The organism is Amycolatopsis viridis (genome assembly GCF_011758765.1).
Lineage (GTDB): Bacteria > Actinomycetota > Actinomycetes > Mycobacteriales > Pseudonocardiaceae > Amycolatopsis_E > Amycolatopsis_E viridis.
Window position 1 is genome coordinate 525,739 of sequence record NZ_JAANOU010000001.1, and the last position, 18,023, is coordinate 543,761.

Annotated in this window: 17 protein-coding genes; 15 read left to right on the forward strand and 2 right to left on the reverse strand. The window is 70.6% G+C overall.

Annotated elements, in window-relative coordinates; genetic code table 11:
* The first annotated feature begins 14 nt into the window (after positions 1-14).
* The 11 genes from FHX46_RS02670 to FHX46_RS02720 all read left to right on the forward strand — a co-directional run bounded on the left by FHX46_RS02670 (position 15) and on the right by FHX46_RS02720 (position 10,405).
* On the forward strand, positions 15-470 hold the full coding sequence (locus tag FHX46_RS02670) for a hypothetical protein (RefSeq protein WP_167110315.1): 456 nt from the start codon (positions 15-17) through the stop codon (positions 468-470).
* A 14-nt stretch (positions 471-484) separates the two neighbouring features.
* Positions 485-763 carry a winged helix-turn-helix domain-containing protein gene (locus tag FHX46_RS02675; protein WP_243871210.1) on the forward strand — a complete coding sequence of 93 codons (279 nt, stop codon included), beginning with the start codon at positions 485-487 and terminating at the stop codon, positions 761-763.
* A 537-nt stretch (positions 764-1,300) separates the two neighbouring features.
* Complete coding sequence (locus FHX46_RS02680) at positions 1,301-2,827, forward strand: FtsK/SpoIIIE domain-containing protein (RefSeq protein WP_167110317.1); 1,527 nt, start codon at positions 1,301-1,303, stop codon at positions 2,825-2,827.
* Positions 2,824-3,213 carry a hypothetical protein gene (locus FHX46_RS02685; protein WP_167110319.1) on the forward strand — a complete coding sequence of 130 codons (390 nt, stop codon included), beginning with the start codon at positions 2,824-2,826 and terminating at the stop codon, positions 3,211-3,213. Before FHX46_RS02680 ends, FHX46_RS02685 begins: the two co-directional genes overlap by 4 nt.
* Before the next feature lie 17 nt (positions 3,214-3,230).
* Positions 3,231-4,817 (forward strand): replication initiator, encoded by a 1,587-nt coding sequence (locus FHX46_RS02690; RefSeq protein WP_167121045.1) that lies wholly within the window; start codon positions 3,231-3,233, stop codon positions 4,815-4,817.
* A gap of 12 nt (positions 4,818-4,829) precedes the next feature.
* Positions 4,830-5,039 (forward strand): excisionase family DNA-binding protein, encoded by a 210-nt coding sequence (locus FHX46_RS02695; protein WP_027933489.1) that lies wholly within the window; start codon positions 4,830-4,832, stop codon positions 5,037-5,039.
* Positions 5,039-6,172 carry a tyrosine-type recombinase/integrase gene (locus FHX46_RS02700; protein WP_167110321.1) on the forward strand — a complete coding sequence of 378 codons (1,134 nt, stop codon included), beginning with the start codon at positions 5,039-5,041 and terminating at the stop codon, positions 6,170-6,172. The genes FHX46_RS02695 and FHX46_RS02700 overlap by 1 nt, the downstream gene beginning before the upstream one ends.
* Before the next feature lie 552 nt (positions 6,173-6,724).
* Positions 6,725-7,714 (forward strand): cation diffusion facilitator family transporter, encoded by a 990-nt coding sequence (locus FHX46_RS02705; protein WP_167110323.1) that lies wholly within the window; start codon positions 6,725-6,727, stop codon positions 7,712-7,714.
* A gap of 66 nt (positions 7,715-7,780) precedes the next feature.
* Positions 7,781-8,203, forward strand: coding sequence for a DUF6194 family protein (locus tag FHX46_RS02710; RefSeq protein ID WP_167110325.1), 423 nt, complete (start codon positions 7,781-7,783; stop codon positions 8,201-8,203).
* 9 nt (positions 8,204-8,212) lie between these two features.
* Positions 8,213-9,151, forward strand: coding sequence for a winged helix DNA-binding domain-containing protein (locus FHX46_RS02715; RefSeq protein ID WP_167110327.1), 939 nt, complete (start codon positions 8,213-8,215; stop codon positions 9,149-9,151).
* 111 nt (positions 9,152-9,262) lie between these two features.
* Positions 9,263-10,405, forward strand: coding sequence for a Cmx/CmrA family chloramphenicol efflux MFS transporter (locus tag FHX46_RS02720; RefSeq protein WP_167110329.1), 1,143 nt, complete (start codon positions 9,263-9,265; stop codon positions 10,403-10,405).
* On the opposite strand, the gene FHX46_RS02725 is transcribed toward FHX46_RS02720, so the two are convergent.
* Positions 10,349-11,116 (reverse strand): NAD(P)H-dependent oxidoreductase, encoded by a 768-nt coding sequence (locus FHX46_RS02725; RefSeq protein ID WP_167110331.1) that lies wholly within the window; start codon positions 11,114-11,116, stop codon positions 10,349-10,351. The genes FHX46_RS02720 and FHX46_RS02725 overlap by 57 nt on opposite strands.
* A gap of 70 nt (positions 11,117-11,186) precedes the next feature.
* Between FHX46_RS02725 and FHX46_RS02730 the strand changes: the two genes are divergently transcribed.
* Positions 11,187-12,218 carry a GlxA family transcriptional regulator gene (locus FHX46_RS02730; RefSeq protein ID WP_390622578.1) on the forward strand — a complete coding sequence of 344 codons (1,032 nt, stop codon included), beginning with the start codon at positions 11,187-11,189 and terminating at the stop codon, positions 12,216-12,218.
* On the opposite strand, the gene FHX46_RS02735 is transcribed toward FHX46_RS02730, so the two are convergent.
* Complete coding sequence (locus FHX46_RS02735; protein WP_167110333.1) at positions 12,176-14,908, reverse strand: sensor domain-containing protein; 2,733 nt, start codon at positions 14,906-14,908, stop codon at positions 12,176-12,178. The genes FHX46_RS02730 and FHX46_RS02735 overlap by 43 nt on opposite strands.
* A 193-nt stretch (positions 14,909-15,101) precedes the next feature.
* Here FHX46_RS02735 and FHX46_RS02740 point away from each other — a divergent pair, with 193 nt between their 5' ends.
* The 3 genes from FHX46_RS02740 to FHX46_RS28365 all read left to right on the forward strand — a co-directional run bounded on the left by FHX46_RS02740 (position 15,102) and on the right by FHX46_RS28365 (position 18,002).
* The gene (locus tag FHX46_RS02740; RefSeq protein ID WP_167110335.1) at positions 15,102-16,262 is read left to right on the forward strand and encodes a beta-ketoacyl synthase N-terminal-like domain-containing protein; all 1,161 of its coding nucleotides are present in this window, start codon (positions 15,102-15,104) and stop codon (positions 16,260-16,262) included.
* A gap of 76 nt (positions 16,263-16,338) precedes the next feature.
* The gene (locus FHX46_RS28360) at positions 16,339-17,778 is read left to right on the forward strand and encodes an amino acid transporter (RefSeq protein ID WP_243871211.1); all 1,440 of its coding nucleotides are present in this window, start codon (positions 16,339-16,341) and stop codon (positions 17,776-17,778) included.
* A complete protein-coding gene (locus FHX46_RS28365; protein WP_243871212.1) occupies positions 17,775-18,002 on the forward strand; it encodes a hypothetical protein in 228 nt (75 codons plus the stop codon). Before FHX46_RS28360 ends, FHX46_RS28365 begins: the two co-directional genes overlap by 4 nt.
* The last annotated feature ends 21 nt before the right edge of the window (positions 18,003-18,023 follow it).

Genomic DNA, 18,023 nt, shown 5'->3' on the forward strand with positions numbered 1-18,023 from the left:
AGGAGTTCGAAGAGATGGCGATCAGCAGGGGGCACCGGTTCCGGGTCGAGTTCGATGAGGCGTTTCCGCAGGGTCTGGTGATGGTGGGTGAGGTGTCGCCGGACAACGAGTACCAGTCGCGGGAGGACCGAGCGGCGGGTCGTCCGGCTCGGCAGCGGGTGGACGAGATCACGGGTAAGCGGCAGTGGAAGGTCACGGTGACCGACCCGTCGGAGCCGAACGCGAAGCGGGCTTCGTTCGAAGTCACGTTGCTGGCCGATGTCCAGCCGGTGCCGACGACCAGCGAGGTGCTGCCGGGGATGCGCCCGGTTGAGCTGGAGGGGCTGACCGCGGAGCCGCGTGTGGCTGGCAACGGTGAGTTCAAGTACCAGTCGTACGTGTTCCGGGCGTCCGGCTTCAAGGCGGTCAACGCGGGTGGTGGCCGGGGCAAGTCGCAGGGCGGGCCGGCTGAGTCGGCCAAGGCCGCGTGACGGATGTGGTCACGATGACGTGTCACGACACCAAGCCGCCCAAGTTTCGGCTGAACGAGCAGCCGGGTCCGCCGGGCTACATGTACGAGAACGTCGCGAACCACGTGGCGGCGCGGATCGAGGCGGGGGAGCTGCCTCCGCACACCCCGCTGGCGAGCGAGCGGGAGTTCGCCAAGGAGTACGGCGTCTCGCTCGGCACCGCCCGCCACGCGATCGAGATCCTGCGCAAGCGCGGCCTGGTGATCACGATCCCGTCCAAGGGCACGTTCGTGACGGACCGGCGGAGTTCCTGAACCCGGCACGGGGACGAGTGAAGGAGTGTGACCGTCCCGCTCGTCCCCGTGCCATCCCACCCACGACCACGAGGGGAGGTGATGGTGGTGTCGCCGAGGCTACCGCGCTCCCGGCGCCGCTGGTTCGTCCGGCGTCGGTGCTGGATCTGCGGAGGACGGCAACGAGTGATGCGAGACAAAGTGCTTGTTTGTAAGGCCTGCCAACGGAAGTCGGTCGAAGGCCTCCAAGTCCAGATAGGACGAAAGCTAACGCGCGAAGGGTTCGTGCGGCGATGTCGTGCGCCCTGATTCACGTCCCGAGTTGTTAGGCGCAGAAGCGGTACCTGGCTACCAACCTTTCCCGCTTCTGCGCTGTCCACACCTGACGGAGCAGACGTTGAAGACCATAGACAACCGTACACAACGAGCGTCAAGAGACCGCGTCCCGACGCGGTGTGGTGCGTGCCGCAAGTTCGCCCGTTTGGCACCGGGGGACACTGAGTGCGCTACGTGCGCGGGGCGGCTGCCCCTGGACATTCCGTCTGGGGGTGGCCGCTGATGGACGCGCACACCCTCGGAGTTCTCCTGCTCGGCAGCGGTGCCCTGGCCGTGGTCGTCTGGGTGCTGCACAAGCTCGGCAAAGCCCTGGCCGGCCTCGCCGAAACCCTCGCCGCGGTCGCGGTGGTGTTCCTGGCGTTGTGGTGGCTGTGCAAGGGCCTGTTCTGGGTCGTCGCGCAGATCGTGATGCACCCACGCACCAGCCTGACGGTGGTCGCGGTGGCGGCCTGGTGCTATTGGCTCGGCTGGCTCTCGCTGGTCGTCACCGTGACGGTGGTGGCGTCGGGCCTGGCGTCCTGGCGGTGGTTCCACCTCGTGTCCTACGACCAGTGGGCCGGGCGGGTGCTGCGGACGTGGTGGCAGAAGTGGGCGATCTACATGCCCAAGCTGCCCGAGTGGCTGCACGCCTGCGGCCTGAGCGTGAAGGACGACGCGATCCCCGTCGACGTGACAGTGACGCTGGTGGGGCGCAAGAAGGTGTCCCGGGAGCAGCGGTCAGCTGGGGTGCGCGTGCCGAAGGTGACGCGGGTGAAGTCCGGGCCGTCCTGGGATGAGGTGCAGGTCCGGTTGATGCCGGGGCAGAAGCCGGAGGACTTCGACGACGCCGCCCGAGCCCTGGCCTCGGCTCGGAAGGTCAGCCGGTGCCAGGTGCGGGAAATCGCCCCGAACGTCGTGTCGATCGACTTCCAGCGCCGCAACCTGCTCGCCGCGCCCGTGCCGTGCCCGGAGCTCGGGGAGCGGGCGGTGGATCTGCGGCGGGTGTGGTCCGGGCGCACCGAGTACGGGCAGGACTGGCACGTCCCGCTGCACGGCTCCGGCAGTCACACCCTCGTCGCCGGGGCCTCGGGGGCGGGCAAGAACTCGGTGATGTGGTGCCCCCTGGTGTCGATCGCCCCGGCGATCCGGGACGGCCTGGTGCGGGTCTCCGGCATCGACCCGAAGGGCATGGAACTTGCCTACGGGCGCGGAATCTTCCATCGCTACGCGGTGACGCCCAAGGACGCGCTGGAAGTCCTGGACGAGTTGGTAGCCGCGATGGATGCCCGCAAGACGGAGTTCGCCGGGCGGGTCCGGAACGTCCCGATCAGCACCGAGAACCCGCTGGAGCTGGTCGAGTTCGACGAAATCGGCGCACTCACGAAGTACACCGACCGCAAGACGCGTGAGCAGATCGTGGAACGCGTCGCGCTGCTGACCACGCAGGGCAGGGCGCTCGGGTTCACAGTCCGCGGCTATGTGCAGGAGCCGACGAAGGACACGGTGCCGGTGCGGGAGCTGTTCCCCCGCCGCATCTGCCTCCGCGTCACCGCGAAATCCCACGTCGGCATGGTTCTCGGAGACCAGGCCTATGAGCGGGGTGCGTGGGCGAACCGGATCGCCGAGACCGAAGCCGGCGTCGGCTACGTCTGGGGCGAAGGACTGCGCGAACCCCTGCGCGTCCGGGCCGGCTGGGTGCCCGACGACACCGTGAAGGCCCTGGAAGCCTTCGTCACCGGCCGGATGGTGATCGGGGGTGCGGCCGCATGACCAGCCACGACGTGTTGCCCTACCTCGATGCGCTGCGGGATCACCTCGTCCGGCATGCGGTGCCCTCGCCGGTGTCGGTGGAGTGCACGACCTGGCGGGAGCCCGAGGCGGTGCACCTGCACGAGCTCGGTTTGGACGGGCTCGCCTCGGCGCTGCTGGGCTGGGCGCGAACGCTCGACGGCGTGACCCTGACCGCCCTCCGGCATGAGGATGCCCCGTCGGTGCATCTGACCTTGGTCGGCCGGATGGCGACCGGCGTTCCGGTGCACGTCTGGGGCGCGGTCCGGTACGAGCGGGCGGTGTTCCCGGACCTGCCGCGCGGGGTGGAGCAGGACGTGGAACTGGCCACCCTGCACGGCTGGGCCCGGCGGGAGGTGGCTGCGTGAGCACTCGTGCTGAGCGGATGCGGTTGCCGCTGTCCACCGAGGTCATGAAGGCCACCGCCGAGAAACACGGGGTGTGCGTGCGGCCGTTCACGATGGAAGTCGGGGACCCGGGCACCGGCGAACTCCGCTATGTCGCCGTGCCCTGCGGCTCCACCGTGGAGAGCGTGTGTGGGCCGTGTGCGAAGAAGGCCAAGGCGTTGCGGATGGCGCAGTGCCGGGAGGGCTGGCACCTGACCGAGGAACCCGACTTCACCCCGGCCCCGCCCACGGCTGAGCAGAAGGAGTTGATGGAGTTCCGCGCCGATCTGGTGGCGCGGTATCGGGAGGCGGTCGAGCACGGGGAGGAGGGCCAGGCCGACGAACTCCGGGAGGAGATCCGCGGCGTGGATGAGGAACTTCGGCAACTCGGCATGCGCGGCCGGTTGCCCTCGCCGGATCTGCCCTCGAAGCGGCCGGTGAAGCGGTCGACCAAGCGGCGGCAGGATGCGCCCAACCTGCCCCGGAGGAAGGTCGCCAAGACCACCGTGGGCCGGGAGTACGCGGGCAAGTTCCGGCCGTCGATGTTCGTGACGCTGACCTGCGACACCTACGGCCGGGTCCGGGAGGACGGCACACCCGTCGATCCGTCGAGCTATGACTACCGCAGGGCGGCGCGGGATGCGGTGCACTTCGCCTCGCTGGTGGATCGGTGGTGGCAGAACCTCCGCCGCGTCGTCGGCTGGGATGTCCAGTACTTCGCGACCGTGGAACCGCAGAAGCGCACCGCCCCGCACCTGCACGCGGCGTTGCGGGGGTCGATCCCGCATGAGGTGCTGCGGCAGGTCACGGAGGCCACCTACCACCAGGTGTGGTGGCCGAAGCATGACGAGCTGATCTATAGCGGGGATCGGCTGCCCGTGTGGGATGCGCGGGTGAAGGGGTTTGTGGATCCGGAGAAGCACGAGCCGTTGACGCCGTGGGAGGAGGCGGTGGAGGAGGTCGAGGAACCCGCGCACGTGGTGACGTTCGGGCGGCAGGTGCACTCCAAGGGCATCCTCGGCGGCACCGAAGAAGCCGGACGCCACATCGGCTACCTCACCAAGTACCTCACCAAATCCACCGGCGAGGTGGTCGAGGCAACCTCGGCGAGGCAGCGGGAACACCACGACCGGCTCCACGCCGAACTCGCGATCACCCCGTGCTCCCCTCGGTGTGCGGTGTGGCTGCTCTACGGCGTACAGCCGCTGGGGGCGACCAGCCGGATGACTCCGGGGCACTGCAAGGGGCGGGCGCACCGCCGGACCACCCTCGGGCTGCCCGGCCGGCGGGTGCTCGTCTCGCGCAAGTGGTCGGGCAAGTCCCTTGCCGATCACAAGGCGGACCGGAAGGCGTTCGTCCGGGACATGCTCGCAGGCGTCGGCATCGTCAAGCCCGAACAGGACACCTCGCGGCTGATCTGGCGCAAGGTCCAACCCGGCGACCGCGACGCACCACCAAGGGCACACCTGCTCATGCGAGCCATCGCAGAACGGATCACCTGGAAAGCCGAGTACGACCGAGCACTACTCGCGGCAGGCCCACCACCAGGCAGTCCAGAAACTTCGGCAATTCGGCTGGCGGCGTAGGCGGAGGGGGACATGCAGAAGAAGTACCTGACGGTCGAAGAGGCCGGTGAGTACCTGAACACGGGGGTTCGGTTCGTGCGACGGTTGATCGCGGAACGGCGGATCGCGTTCCACAAGATCGGCGTTCACGTTCGGCTGGCTGTTGACGACCTGGAGGCGTTCGTGCAGGCAGGCCGGGTCGAGCCGGTCGAGGTGCGCTGGTCCGGCGGGAGGGCTGCTTGATGGCGAGCAGCAAGGGACGCCGGAGGTTCGGGAAGGTCCGGAAGCTGCCTTCGGGCCGGTGGCAGGCATCGTTCATCGCGCCGAACGGAAAGCGGCAGTACGCGCCGAACACTTTTCGGACGAAGACTGATGCCGATCGCTGGCTCGTCGGGGTCGAGGCGGACATCAGCCGCGGGGCTTGGCTGGATGACAAGCTCGGCCGGGAAACGTTCGGCAACTGCGCCGATGCCTACCTCCGGGACAACCCGGACGTGGGGGACCGCTGGGAGGAGACGTGCCGGCGGAACATGCGCCTGCATATGACGGAGCTGTTTGACCTGCCGTTGATCGCGATCACTCCGCCGGTCGTGCGGAGCTGGTACGGCAAGGCGCTGGCGGGGACGGGAGGGAAGACCTCCATCGCTCAGTCGTACCGGTTCCTGCGGGCGGTGATGAACCAGGCGAAGCGGGACGGGGCGATCCAGGTCAACCCGTGCCAGATACCGGGCGCTGGGTCCGACAAGGCCAAGGAACGGGGGATCGCCACACCGGGCCAGGTGGCGGAGCTGGTCGACGCGATCACTCCTCGATACCGGGCGGCCGTCCTGCTCGCCGCTTGGTGCGGGCTGCGGCGTGGGGAGGTGTGCGGGCTCCGGACCGAGGACGTGGACCTGGTCGGTGGGGTGATCACGGTGCGCAAGAACCGGGTGGAGCTGTTGGAGAGCCCGAAGAAGTACGACAAGGACCCGAAGACGGATGCGGGGCGCCGGGAGATCGCGTTTCCTCCGCATCTCAAGCCCTACCTGGTCGAGCACATGACCAAGTGGGCGGGAACGGAGCGATTCTTCGTGGGCCGCGACGGTCAGCCGATGCGGGGCAACGCGGTCTATCAGGCGTTCGTCCGTGCCCGGAAGCGCGTCGGTGTGGACGTGTCCTTCCACGACCTGCGCCACACCGGACAGACGCTCGCCGCGAGCACTGGCGCGACGCTGGCGGATCTCAAGAAGCGGCTCGGGCACTCGTCGGCTGCGGCTGCGCTGCGCTACCTCCACGCGGTCGAGGGGAGGGACAAGGAACTGGCCGGGGAGCTGAGCAAGCTGGCCGAACGGGGCGACGCGATCAAGCTCCCGAAGACGATCATCGTGAAGCACTGATTGGGGCACGCGGGGTGCACGAACCGGCCGTGCACCCCGCCTGACCAGCGGAAACATCTGCGCCTGAAAAGCGGAAGGTCGCCGGTTCGACCCCGGCCCTGGCCACCGCTAGAGCAGCACAAACGGCCCCCACCGAGCACGGTGGGGGCCGTTTGGCGTCCGGCTCGTTGCATTTGTCGTTGCAGTTGGCCGCGATCAGGTCGTCGTCAGGACGCCCAGAGGTAGCCGTTCAGCCGCTCCGCGATATCGCGGCGGAGCCCTCCGGTGATGTGCTGGTACCGCTTCGCCATGGCACTGTTTGACAGCCCATGAGGTCGAGCACCGTTCGGTCGGGCACCCCGAGGATGAGCAGCACTGTGGCGGCGGTGGGCGAGCGCCGTAGAGTCGAGGTCTGCTATTGGCCGCCTCGTCCATACTGGACCGTCGCGCTGACCTGGACCTGGCCGGAGTGCACCGCGTCCTGCCGAGCCTGCCGCGACCGGGCGATCGACAGCAGTCGCCGCAGCGTGCGAGCATCTGCCCGTGGGCGGACATTGACGGGAGGCGGCAGCGATGTCGCACGGGCACGGTCACCGATCTCCATGGGCGCGGCTGCGCCGGTTCACGCCGCACAGCCACGACAGCGCCGACCGGTTCGACAACGCGCTGGAAACCAGCAATCGCGGCATGCGCACGCTCGTCCGGTCGTTCCTGGCGCTGTTCGGCACCGCCGTCGCGCAGGCGGTCGTCGTGCTGTTCACCGGCTCGGTCGCGCTGCTCGGCGACACCATCCACAACTTCGCGGACGCGCTCACCGCGCTCCCGGTCGGTGTCGCCTTCGCGCTCGGCCGCCGTGCCGCGAGCCGCCGGTTCACCTACGGGCTCGGCCGCGCCGAGGACCTCGCCGGGGTGCTCGTCGTGTTGATCATCGCCGCGTCGGCGGTACTGGCCGGCTACGAAGGCGTCCGGCGCCTCGCCGACCCGCGGCCGGTCACCGGGTTGTGGGTGGTCGCCGCGGCCGGTGTGATCGGGTTCCTCGGCAACGAGCTGGTCGCCCGGTGGCGCATCGCGGTCGGCCGCCGCATCGGCTCGGCGGCCCTGATCGCCGACGGGCTGCACGCCCGCACCGACGGGTTCACCTCCCTGGCGGTGGTGCTCGGCGCGGCCGGCGTCGCGCTCGGGTTCCCGATGGCCGACCCGATCGTCGGGCTCGTCATCACCGCCGTGATCCTGCTGGTGCTGCGCGACGCCGCGAAGGAGGTGTTCCGGCGGTTGCTGGACGCGGTCGACCCCGCCACCGTCGACCTGGTCGAGCGCGTCGCCCGCGAGGTGGACGGCGTGCGGGCGGCGGGTGAGGTCCGGATGCGCTGGATCGGCCACCGCCTGCGCGCCGAACTGTCCGTCGCGGTCGACCCCGCCCTGACCGTCACCGCGGCGCACCACCTCGCGCACCAGGTCGAGCGCCGGCTGACGCAGCGCGTTCCGCGGCTGACCGCCGCGGTCGTGCACACCGAACCGGCGCTGGGCGCCGAGCAGGCGCACCAGCTCGCCGGTCCACAGTAGAAAATCTCTGTGAACTAGATCACTTGCTCCGCACATTGATTGCCGCTATTGTGCTTCCTTGGTTCAGTGGATCTCGAACACATTCGACAGGAACTGGCTGCCTTCTCCGGTACCCGGCTCGCCGAGGCGAGCGGGACCGTCTTCGCTCTGTACGACCCCAACGGTGATCTGCCACCCCAGCGGCAGCTGCCGTGGGCGACCATCGTCACCGCGGACACCGAGTTCGACAACGCCTCGGACCTCGACCGGCCCGGCGTCTTCCGGCTCAACATCGGCCTGACGCGTGCCCGGTTCGGCGAGGTCGTGCCGCCGGGGGACTACGACGTGACCGCCCTGGACGTGCTGTTCCCGCACCCCGTCTACGCCGGGCAGCACTGGGTCTGCGTGATCAACCCCGACCGCACCTGGCCGGCCGCCCGGAAACTGCTGGACGAGGCGTACGAGTTCGCGGTGCGGAAGTTCGACAACGCCGAGCGGCGGCGCCGGTAGCCTGCCCGCATGGACGTACGGCGCCGGCGGGTCGCGGCTCAGCTCCTCGACCGGACGCACACCCTCGGCCTGGTCGGCGCCGTGCGTCACCTCGTGGCCGTGCAGGCGCAGGACCCGGCCGCCGTCCCGCTCGCGCTGCGCGCCCGGGTCCCCGGCGCGACCGCCACCGAACTGGAAACCGCGCGCCACCAAGGAGAGCTCGTCCGCTGCTGGGGGCCGCGCGGCACCCTGCACCTCGTGGCCCGCGACGACCTGAACTGGCTGTACCCGCTGGTCAAACCGAACCCGGCGAACTCGCTCCGCCGGCTCCGGCAACTCGACGTGGACCGGGCGGAGCCGGCCAGGGCGGCCACCGCGCTCGCCGGACAGGGCCCGCTCACCAAGGCCGAACTCGGCGAGCGGCTCGGTGCCGAGGGGCAGGCGATCGTCCACCTGGCGATGCTCGCGGCCGCCGAAGGGCTCGTCGTGCTCGGGCCGGAGCGGGCGGGCAAGCCGACCTACGTGCACGCCGCCGACTGGCTGGGCGCACCGCTGCCGACCCGGCCGCGCGACGGGGCGCTCGACCGACTCGTCGCCCGGTACCGGGCCGCCCACGAACCAGCCGAGCCGGCGGATCTCGCCGCCTGGTCAGGACTGCCGCTCGCCCCGCTGCAAGCCGCCTGGCGACCCTCCACAGCAGACACCAGGGAGGCCGGGCCGGTGGTGCGCCTGCTCCCCGCCTTCGACGAGTACCTGCTCGGCTGGCGCACCCGCGACCACGCGGTTGCCCCGGAACACCGCAAACTCGTCCACCCCGGTGGCGGCATCATCAAGGCGGCCGTCCTCGTCGACGGCCGCGTCGCCGGTACCTGGACCCGCGCCGGGGACGGTATCGACGTGCAGCCCTTCGCGCCACTGCCGGACCTCACCGCGGAGATCGAGGACCTGCGCCGGTTCGCCGGAAAATGAGTCGATCACCGCGCCCGCGGCCACTACCCTGGCGCACGTGACCAGCCCCGAGTCGGACAGAAGCTAGCGGATCACCCCGCTACTGCTGTTTTCCGACTCGGGAGCTTTGTCATGCCCTTTGCCGTGTACCTGCTCGGGCTCGCCGTCTTCGCCCAGAGCACCTCGGAGTTCATGCTGTCCGGCCTGGTCCCGGACATCGCCGCCGACCTGCGCGTCTCGATCGCCGACGCCGGGTACCTGACCTCGGCGTTCGCGGTCGGGATGATCGCCGGTGCGCCGCTGCTCGCGATCCTCGCGCGGCGCTGGTCGCAACGCCGCGCCGTCACCGCGTTCTTGGTGGTCTTCGCCGCCACGCACGTGCTCGGCGCGCTCACCTCCAGCTATGCCGTCCTGCTCGGCGCCCGGATCGTCGCGGCACTGGCCAACGCCGGGTTCTGGGCGCTGGCCACCACGGTCGCCGTCGGACTGGTCGCCGCGGACGCCAAGGGCCGGGCGATGTCCGTCCTCATGGGCGGCGTCACCCTCGCCTGCGTGGTGGGCGTTCCCGGCGGCGCCGTGCTCGGCCAGGCGTGGGGCTGGCGTTCCGCGTTCTGGGCCGTGGCCGCGCTGGCCGTCGTGGCCACGCTCGCCGTCGTGCGCACCATCCCGGTGTCCAAACCGGACACCCCGGCGACCGCGGTCCGTCCGTTGCTGCGCCGTCCGCTGCTGCTCACCTACGCCACCAACGCGTTGGTCCAGGGCGCCACCTTCGCCTCGTTCACCTACCTCGCGCCGCTGGTCACGGAGGTGACCGGACTGCCGGGCGCGTGGGTGCCGGGCTCACTCGTGCTGTTCGGTGCCGGTGCGTGCGCCGGCATCGTGTTCGGCGGCCGCGTCGCCGACGCCCGGCCACGCACCGTGCTGCTCGCCGGCACCAGCGCACTGGCGGTGGGCTGGGTCGTGCTCGCGGTGGGCGCCTCCAGCGCGGTGGTCACGCTGGTCCTGGTGTTCGTGCAGGGGATGCTGGCCTTCGGGCTCGCGCCCGCGCTGACCTCGCGCGTCTTCTACCAGGCGCCCGGCAATGCACTCGCCGGCGGTTTCACCACGGCCGCGTTCAACGTCGGCAACACGCTCGGCCCCGCGCTCGGCGGGCTCGCGATCGAGGCCGGGTTCGGATTCCGGTCGCCCGTCGTGGTGAGCGCGTTGCTCATGATCGTCTCAGTCGCGCAGGTGCACGCCCAGGTCCGACCGGCCCGGCGCGAGGTCGGCGCGTAGCACCAGGTTTTCGTCGTAGTCGCCGCCGTTCTGGCGGCGGAACGGGATCGGCTCCGCGGTCGGCAGCGTGCGGAGCCGGTCCCGCAGCCCGGCGACGGCCGCGGCGTACCCGGCCTCGTCCAGGCGGTCGGCGCTGAACACGGGGTACGGCGGCAGCGGCGCGATGCCGGTGTACCAGAAAGCGCCGTGGTGCAACGGGAACAGCAGGTCGTCGAGGTCCCCGTTGACACCGCGCGGGCCGATGCTGGCCGGCCGCGCGCCGACTGTGGTCACCACCATCGCCCGCTTGCCGGTGAGCTGGCCGTCGCCGTAGCGCAGCACGGTGCCGTCGGCCGCCTTGATGCCGTAGCCCAGGCCCTTGACGAGCACCCGGTCGAACCAGCCCTTGAGGATGGCCGGCATCCCATACCACCACAGCGGGAACTGCACCACGAGCGCGTCCGCCCAGGCCAGCTTCTCATGCTCGGCCTGGATGTCCGCGGGCAGACGGCCGGACCGGTACGCCTCGTGCGACGCGGCCGCGACCCGCATCCGCTCGCGCGGGTCGTGCCCGAAGTCGTCGTAGTCGACGACCGGGTTCCACTTCATCGCGTACAGGTCGGAAACCTGGTAGGAGTGGCCGAGCTCCGCCAGGGCCGCGAGGCCCTCGTCCCGCAGCGCGGCGTTGAGCGAGCGTCCCTCCGGATGGGCGAAGATCCACAGCACGTTCATGACTCCAGAGTCCGTGCCCGCGACCACGGCGACGAGTGGCCCGATGGCCAGTGTGTGTCAGGATTGGGCCATGACGGTTTTCTCCGGCGACGGCCGCCACCGGGTTGCGGTGCTGGTTCGCGACGGCCTGCTGCCGATCGAGCTGGGGATCGTGCACCGCCTGTTCGGGCAGGCCAGGGACGGCGGCCGGACGCTGTACGAGGTCCGCACCTGCACGCTGCACCCGGGTGCGGTGCGCACCGACGCCGACTTCACCATCAACGTCGACCACGGTCTCGATGCCCTCGCCGAGGCCGACACCATCATCGTGACCTCCTCCGACGAGGACTACGGCCCGCAGTCCGGCGGGCCGCTGCGGGGGCCGCTCGCGGACGCCTTCGCCACCATCCGGCCGGGCACCCGGATCGCGTCGAACTGCAGCGGCGCGTTCGTGCTCGCCGCCGCCGGGCTGCTCGACGGCCGCCCGGCCACCACGCACTGGAAGTCCGCCCACGACCTGCGCACGCTCTACCCGCGGGTGCAGGTCGACCCGAACGTGCTCTACACCGAGTCCGGCAACGTCCTGACCTCCGCCGGGGTCGCCTCCGGCATCGACCTGTGCCTGCACATGATCCGGCGGGACCACGGTGCCGCGGTGGCCAACGACGTCGCGCGCGGCACGATCGTCGCGCCGCACCGCGAGGGCGGCCAGGCCCAGTACATCCCGCGGCCGGTTCCCCAGCCGGCCGTGTCCTCGACCGGCGCGGCCCGCGCCTGGGCGCTGGCGAACCTGCACCGGCCGCTCACGCTGCGTCAGCTGGCCGCCCGCGAGTCGATGAGCGTGCGCACCTTCACCCGCCGCTTCCGCGACGAGGTCGGTCTCTCCCCGGGGCAGTGGCTGACCCAGCAGCGCGTCGAACGCGCCCGCCAGCTGCTGGAGGAGACCGATCTGCCGATCGACCGGGTCGCCGAGGAGGCCGGGTTCGGCAGCGCCGGCTCGCTGCGTCAGCACCTGCAGGCCGCGCTCGGCGTCTCACCCAGCGGCTACCGGTACACCTTCCGCGGCAGCCGTTCCGCGGATCAGGACCACAGCTCGCCGGCCGGCAGCGGCTTGCCCAGGTAGTAGCCCTGGGCCTGGTCGCAGCCGAGCCGCTTGAGGATCTCCAGCTGCTGGGCGTTTTCCACGCCCTCGGCGACCACGGTGAGGTGCACGGCGTGGGCCATCGCGATGATGCTGGTCACGATCACTTCCGCGTCCCCGCTTTCACCCAGACCAGTGATGAACGACCGGTCGATCTTCAGCGTGTCCAGCGTCAGCCGTTGTAGCTGCGCGAGCGAGGAGTAACCGGTGCCGAAGTCGTCGATCGCCAGGCAGACCCCGATCTCCCGCAGCGCGGCCAGCGTCTTGCTGGTCACCGTCGAATCCCGCATCAACGCGCTCTCGGTGATCTCCAGGCACAGCGCGTCCGCCGGCAGGCCGGTCACCGCCAGAGCCTCTTCCACCGCCAGGACCAGCGCCGGATCGTCGAGCTGACGGGTCGACAGGTTGATCTTCAGGGCCACCTTGACGCCACCGGCCCGGCGGCGCGCGACCTCCCGCGTCGTCTCCCGCAGGATGTGCGAGCCGAGCAGGTTGATCAGGTCGCTCTCCTCGGCGAGCGGGATGAACTCGGCGGGCGAGATCGGCCCGTGCACCGGGTGCGTCCACCGCAGCAGGCCCTCGACCGCGACCACCTCGTCGGTGCGCAGGTCGACCACCGGCTGGTACGCCGCCCACAGCCGGCCGTGCCGGACGGCGTCCCGCAGGTCCTGCTCCAGGCGCAGCCGCCGCTGCATCCGCATGCGCAGCTCGACGTCGAAGAACTCATAGCGGCCCCGGCCCAGCGTCTTCGCGTGGTACATCGCCACGTCCGCGTCCCGCAGCAGCTCGTCGGCGTCGCGCTGGTCACCCGGACCGGTCATCACGATGCCGATGCTCGCGTCGACGTGCAGCCGCCGCCCGTCCACCGAGATCGGGGTGGTCACCGCGTCCCGGATGTGGTGGGTCAGCGCCCGCACCCCGGACTCGTCGTGCACCCCGAACGCGATCACCACGAACTCGTCACCGCCGAGCCGGCCCACCACGTCCCCGGCGCGCACCGCGTGCCGCAGCCGCTCCCCGACGATCTGCAGCACCCGGTCGCCGACCGTGTGACCCAGCGAGTCGTTGATGACCTTGAACTTGTCCAGGTCGATGAACAGCACCGCGGTGGTGCCGTAGCCCTTCTCCCGCAGCGCCGCGGTGAGCCGCTGCAGGACGAGCGTGCGGTTGGCCAAGCCGGTCAGCGGGTCGTGGGTGGCGTCGTGCGCGAGCCGCTCGCCGATCGCCCTGCGCTCGGTGATGTCGGTGAACGACACCACGAACGCCGAGGACGCCATGTCCTCCGGGTTCATCGCCCGGCACGACAGGGACAGCCAGACGATCCGGCCGTCCGCGCGCTTGGTGCGCATGACGCGGCCCTGCTGCGGTCCGCTACCACGGCGCAGCTGCGCCGAGGGGTACTCCGACGGGTCGAGGCGGCGGCCGTCCTCGTCGTAGAGCGGCCAGCTGTCCGGTCGCGTGGACACCAGCTGCGCCTCGCTGAGCCCGAGGATGTGCTGGGCCGCCGGGTTTGCCGACATGATCCGGCCGTCCGGCCCGATCACCAGCACTCCCTCGTCCAGCGCGGCGACGACCGTGCTGTACTGGCGTTCCGCCCGGCGGCGGGCCGTCTCGTCGGCGCACACCAGCACGTAGCCGTCGTCCATCTCGGCCGCCGAAACCCGCACCGCGAGCGCCGAGCCGTCGGCCGCGCGGTGCGTGGCCTGCGCGACGCCGCCGTGCGCGAGCACCGCACCCGGGTCCAGCGGCGCCCCGACCAGCCGGCCGACCGCCTGGCCGAGGGCCTCGTCGGCGGGGCGGCCGTAGATGGCCTCGGCAGCCGGGTTCCAGCTGGTCACCACCCCACGCGAGTCGGTGGCAATGATCGCGTCGCTGACGTGCTGGACGAGAGCGGCCTGGTAGCGCAGCGCGGCCTCGGCGGCCCGCTGCGCGCTGATGTCCCGCATGATCACCTGGAAGGCCGGCTTGCCCTCCCAGGTGGTGCGCACCGACACCGATTCGACGGTGAAGCGTTCACCGTTCAGCCTGGTCAGCACGGCCTCCGCCGGTTCGGAGGTGGCCCCCGGCTCGTTCAGCCCGGCGATCCGGCGCAGTATCGACGGCACGGACGGCGGGTCCACGAACCGCGTGATCGGACTGCCCAGCATCTCGGAGGCGGTCTGTGCCCCGATGAACCGGACCGCGGCCGGGTTCGCGTAGGTGAGCACGCCGTACTGGTGCACCACGATCGCGTCCGGGCTCAACTCGACCAGCAGGCGGTAGCGGTCGGCGAGGTCGGCCAGTTCGCGGCGGTCCTCGTGCCGGTCGGTGACATCGGTGACGATGCCGAACATCCCGCCCGCATGGCTGCGTGCCCGCAGCTGCATCCAGCGCGAGTGACCCGCCGGGGTCAGGTACGGCTGCTCGAGCTCCAGGTCGTGCCACACAGGTGCGGTGCGGGCGGCCAGCAGCAACGGCTCGACCAGCTCGGCGAGCCGGGCACGGACCTCGGACTCGGGCGCTCCCGGCACGGCCAGCAACCGGTCGAGGCCGGGTTGCCAGGCGAGCACCTGGCCCTCGAGGTCGTAGCTCCAGATCACGGCGCGATCGGCGGACAGCGCCAGGTCGATCACTTGTTCCTGATCGACGGACAGGCCGGACACGCCTTCGCCGGAGGTGGCGTTTGGCTCCATTTTTCGTCCGATCCGCCGCTCAGGTTCTGTAGTTCGATTACACCATTCGGCGGTATCGCCGTCCTGTGGACGGATCAATCTCGGCCGACTCGCTGCTCCCGATTGTGGCCGGGTGCCCCGCCGACGTTCCCTTGAGACGGATCCGTTCCTCGGAACGGATCGTAGTTGCAACCACAAAGGAGGGGCGAGTGCGATGGACTCGCAGCAAATGGCAATCTGCGGAATCGGGGCCGTCACCGGATACGGGTGGGGCCGGGAGCATCTCTGGGACGGCCTGACGTCCGGCAAACCGGCGGCCGGCCTGGAATCCGGTTACGGTGCGCATCCGAGTGAGCCGGGCTGGGTGGCAAAAATCCCCGAAGGTGGTAACCCGATCGATGGGCCGAGCCGGTTCGCGCGGGCGATGCGCGCCGCCGCCCGGGAAGCGATCGCCGACGCGGGGGAGCGTGGCTGGCAGCCCGGGAAGCGCGTTGGCCTGCTGCACGCCGCAGTGCTCGGCGACGTGGACCTGTGGCGGCAGTTCTACCTCGAGCGCAACTGCGACCTGCGGCCCCGCGAGTACCTCGGGCTGATGCCCTCCACACCGATGTCGACCTTCATGCAGGAGTACGGGTTCCACGGCCCGGCGATGAACGTCTCCGCCATGTGCGCCTCCGGCAACGCCGGACTGCTCACCGCCAAGGCGTGGCTGGACGCGGGCGTCGTCGACGACGTGGTGTTCGTCGCGACCGACGTCTCCGCGTCGCCGGAGAACGTCCTGCACTTCGTGCGCCTGGGGGTGGCGGTGACCGACGTCGAGCCCCTCGAGGCCTGCCGCCCGTTCCAGGAGGGCAGCCGCGGGTTCCCGGTGGGCGAGGCGTCGGTCGCGTTCGTGCTGTCCAAGAACGCGACCCGGCCCTACGCGCTCGCGCTGGGTGGTGCCATGTCGCACGACGGGTATCACGTGACCTCCGTGGACCCGGACCTGAGCCAGGTGCGCGGGTGTTTCCGGGACGCGCTGGCCAACGCCGGGGTACCCGCCGCGGCGATCCGCTACCTCAACGCGCACGGACCGGGGACCAGGCAGTGCGACCAGGCCGAGGCGACGATCCTGGAGCAGGAGTTCGACAGCTCGACCGGCATCTACTCGCTCAAGCCGCTCACCGGGCACTGCCAGTGCGCGGCCTCGGCGGTCGAGGCGGCGGTCACAGCGCTCGGCTACGACCGCGGGTTCGTCCCGGCACCGCCCGCGGTGGCTGCCGGGCACCCGCAGCTGCTCACCGGCCGCGTGCCGATCGGTGACGGCCTGACCGCCAAGTCGTCGCTCGGCATGGGCGGCCACAACTCGGTGTTGGTGCTCGGACCACCCGCCTGATCAGGGCGAGAGCCACTTTCCCGGCACTTGTCGCCGGGGAAGTGGCGCCCCCGGCGTAGCCGGGGATCATGGGCGCGTGGCCGAACGCGAGCACCCGTGGTGGAAAGTCATGTGCCTGACCGGTGTGGACTACTTCTCCACGCTGGGGTACCAGCCGGGCATCGCGGCGCTCGCGGCCGGCCTGCTGTCCCCGGTGGCGACGATCGTGCTGGTCGTGCTCACCCTGGCCGGCGCACTGCCGATCTACCGGCGGGTGGCCGCGGAGAGCCCGCACGGCCAGGGCTCACTGGCGATGCTGGAGAAGCTGCTGTCCCGGTGGAAGGGCAAGCTGCTGGTCCTGGCGCTGCTCGGGTTCGCCGCGACCGACTTCGTCATCACGATCACCCTGTCCGCCGCCGACGCGGCCGCGCACGCCAGCGAGAACCCGTACCTGGGTTTCCTGCACGGCGAGAACCTGCTGATCACGCTGGTGCTGATCGCCGCTCTGGGCGCGGTGTTCTTCAAGGGCTTCGCCGAGGCGATCGGGATCGCGGTCGCCCTGGTCGGCGTGTACCTGCTGCTCAACGCGGTCGTCGTGGCCTCCGCGATCGCCCACGTCATCCGTAGCCCGCACTTGGTGGTCGACTGGAAGAACCTGCTGTTCGCCCAGCACGGCAACATCTGGGTGATGGCCGGGGTGTCCCTGCTGGTCTTCCCCAAGCTCGCGCTCGGCCTGTCCGGGTTCGAGACCGGGGTGTCGGTGATGCCGCTGGTGCACGGTCCCGACCTGAGGGGGCGGATCCGGCACACCCGCCGCCTGCTCACCACGGCCGCGTTGATCATGAGCGCGTTCCTGATCGTGTCCAGCTTCAGCACGAGCGTGCTGATCCCGCAGGCGGAGTTCGAGCCGGGCGGTCCGGCGAACGGCCGCGCACTGGCCTACCTCGCGCACGCCTACCTCGGCAACGCCTTCGGCACGGTGTACGACGCGAGCACCATCGCGATCCTGTGGTTCGCCGGGGCGTCGGCGATGGCCGGCCTGCTCAACCTCGTCCCGCGTTACCTGCCCCGCTACGGCATGGCGCCGAGCTGGGCGGCGGCGACCCGTCCGCTGGTCGTGGTGATCTCGCTGATCGCGTTCTTGATCACCTGGATCTTCGACGCGAGCGTCGACGCGCAGGGCGGCGCGTACGCGACGGGCGTGCTGGTGCTGATCTCCTCGGCCGCGCTGGCGGTGACGCTGTCCGCGCGGCGGCGCCGGCGGACCGCGGCCTTCGTGGCCTACCTCGTCATCACGGTCGTGTTCGGCTACACGACGATGGCGAACATCGTCGAGCGGCCGGACGGGGTGAAGATCGCCGCGCTGTTCATCCTCGCGATCATCAGCACGTCGCTGATCTCGCGCGCCACCCGCTCGCTGGAGCTGCGGGTCGAGGAGGTCCGGTTCGACGCGGCCGCCCAGCGCATCCTGGACCGGGCCGTGCGCAGCGGGCACGTGCGGATCATCGCGAACGAGCCCGACGCCCGGGACGCGTGAAGAGCCCGTCGATCGCCAACGCCATCGCGGCGATCCTGCTGCACGTTCGCGACCACACGGGCATCCGCCCGGACGTGTACTTCGCCTGGACCGAGGGCAACCCGTTCCGGTTCATCGTGCGCTACCTGATCTTCGGCGACGGCGACATCCCGCCGGTCACCCGCGAGGTGCTGCGCCGCGCCGAGCCGGATCCGAGCCGGCGGCCGCTGGTGCACGTCGGCTGATGGTTGCCCCACACCGCGGAC

Coding starts and splice junctions, on each gene's coding strand:
- FHX46_RS02670 (WP_167110315.1), top strand. CDS start 15: ATGGCGATCAGCAGGGGGCACCGGTTCCGGGTCGAGTTCGATGAGGCG.
- FHX46_RS02675 (WP_243871210.1), top strand. CDS start 485: ATGACGTGTCACGACACCAAGCCGCCCAAGTTTCGGCTGAACGAGCAG.
- FHX46_RS02680 (WP_167110317.1), top strand. CDS start 1,301: ATGGACGCGCACACCCTCGGAGTTCTCCTGCTCGGCAGCGGTGCCCTG.
- FHX46_RS02685 (WP_167110319.1), top strand. CDS start 2,824: ATGACCAGCCACGACGTGTTGCCCTACCTCGATGCGCTGCGGGATCAC.
- FHX46_RS02690 (WP_167121045.1), top strand. CDS start 3,231: ATGCGGTTGCCGCTGTCCACCGAGGTCATGAAGGCCACCGCCGAGAAA.
- FHX46_RS02695 (WP_027933489.1), top strand. CDS start 4,830: ATGCAGAAGAAGTACCTGACGGTCGAAGAGGCCGGTGAGTACCTGAAC.
- FHX46_RS02700 (WP_167110321.1), top strand. CDS start 5,039: ATGGCGAGCAGCAAGGGACGCCGGAGGTTCGGGAAGGTCCGGAAGCTG.
- FHX46_RS02705 (WP_167110323.1), top strand. CDS start 6,725: ATGTCGCACGGGCACGGTCACCGATCTCCATGGGCGCGGCTGCGCCGG.
- FHX46_RS02715 (WP_167110327.1), top strand. CDS start 8,213: ATGGACGTACGGCGCCGGCGGGTCGCGGCTCAGCTCCTCGACCGGACG.
- FHX46_RS02720 (WP_167110329.1), top strand. CDS start 9,263: ATGCCCTTTGCCGTGTACCTGCTCGGGCTCGCCGTCTTCGCCCAGAGC.
- FHX46_RS02725 (WP_167110331.1), bottom strand. CDS start 11,116: ATGAACGTGCTGTGGATCTTCGCCCATCCGGAGGGACGCTCGCTCAAC.
- FHX46_RS02730 (WP_390622578.1), top strand. CDS start 11,187: ATGACGGTTTTCTCCGGCGACGGCCGCCACCGGGTTGCGGTGCTGGTT.
- FHX46_RS02735 (WP_167110333.1), bottom strand. CDS start 14,908: ATGGAGCCAAACGCCACCTCCGGCGAAGGCGTGTCCGGCCTGTCCGTC.
- FHX46_RS02740 (WP_167110335.1), top strand. CDS start 15,102: ATGGACTCGCAGCAAATGGCAATCTGCGGAATCGGGGCCGTCACCGGA.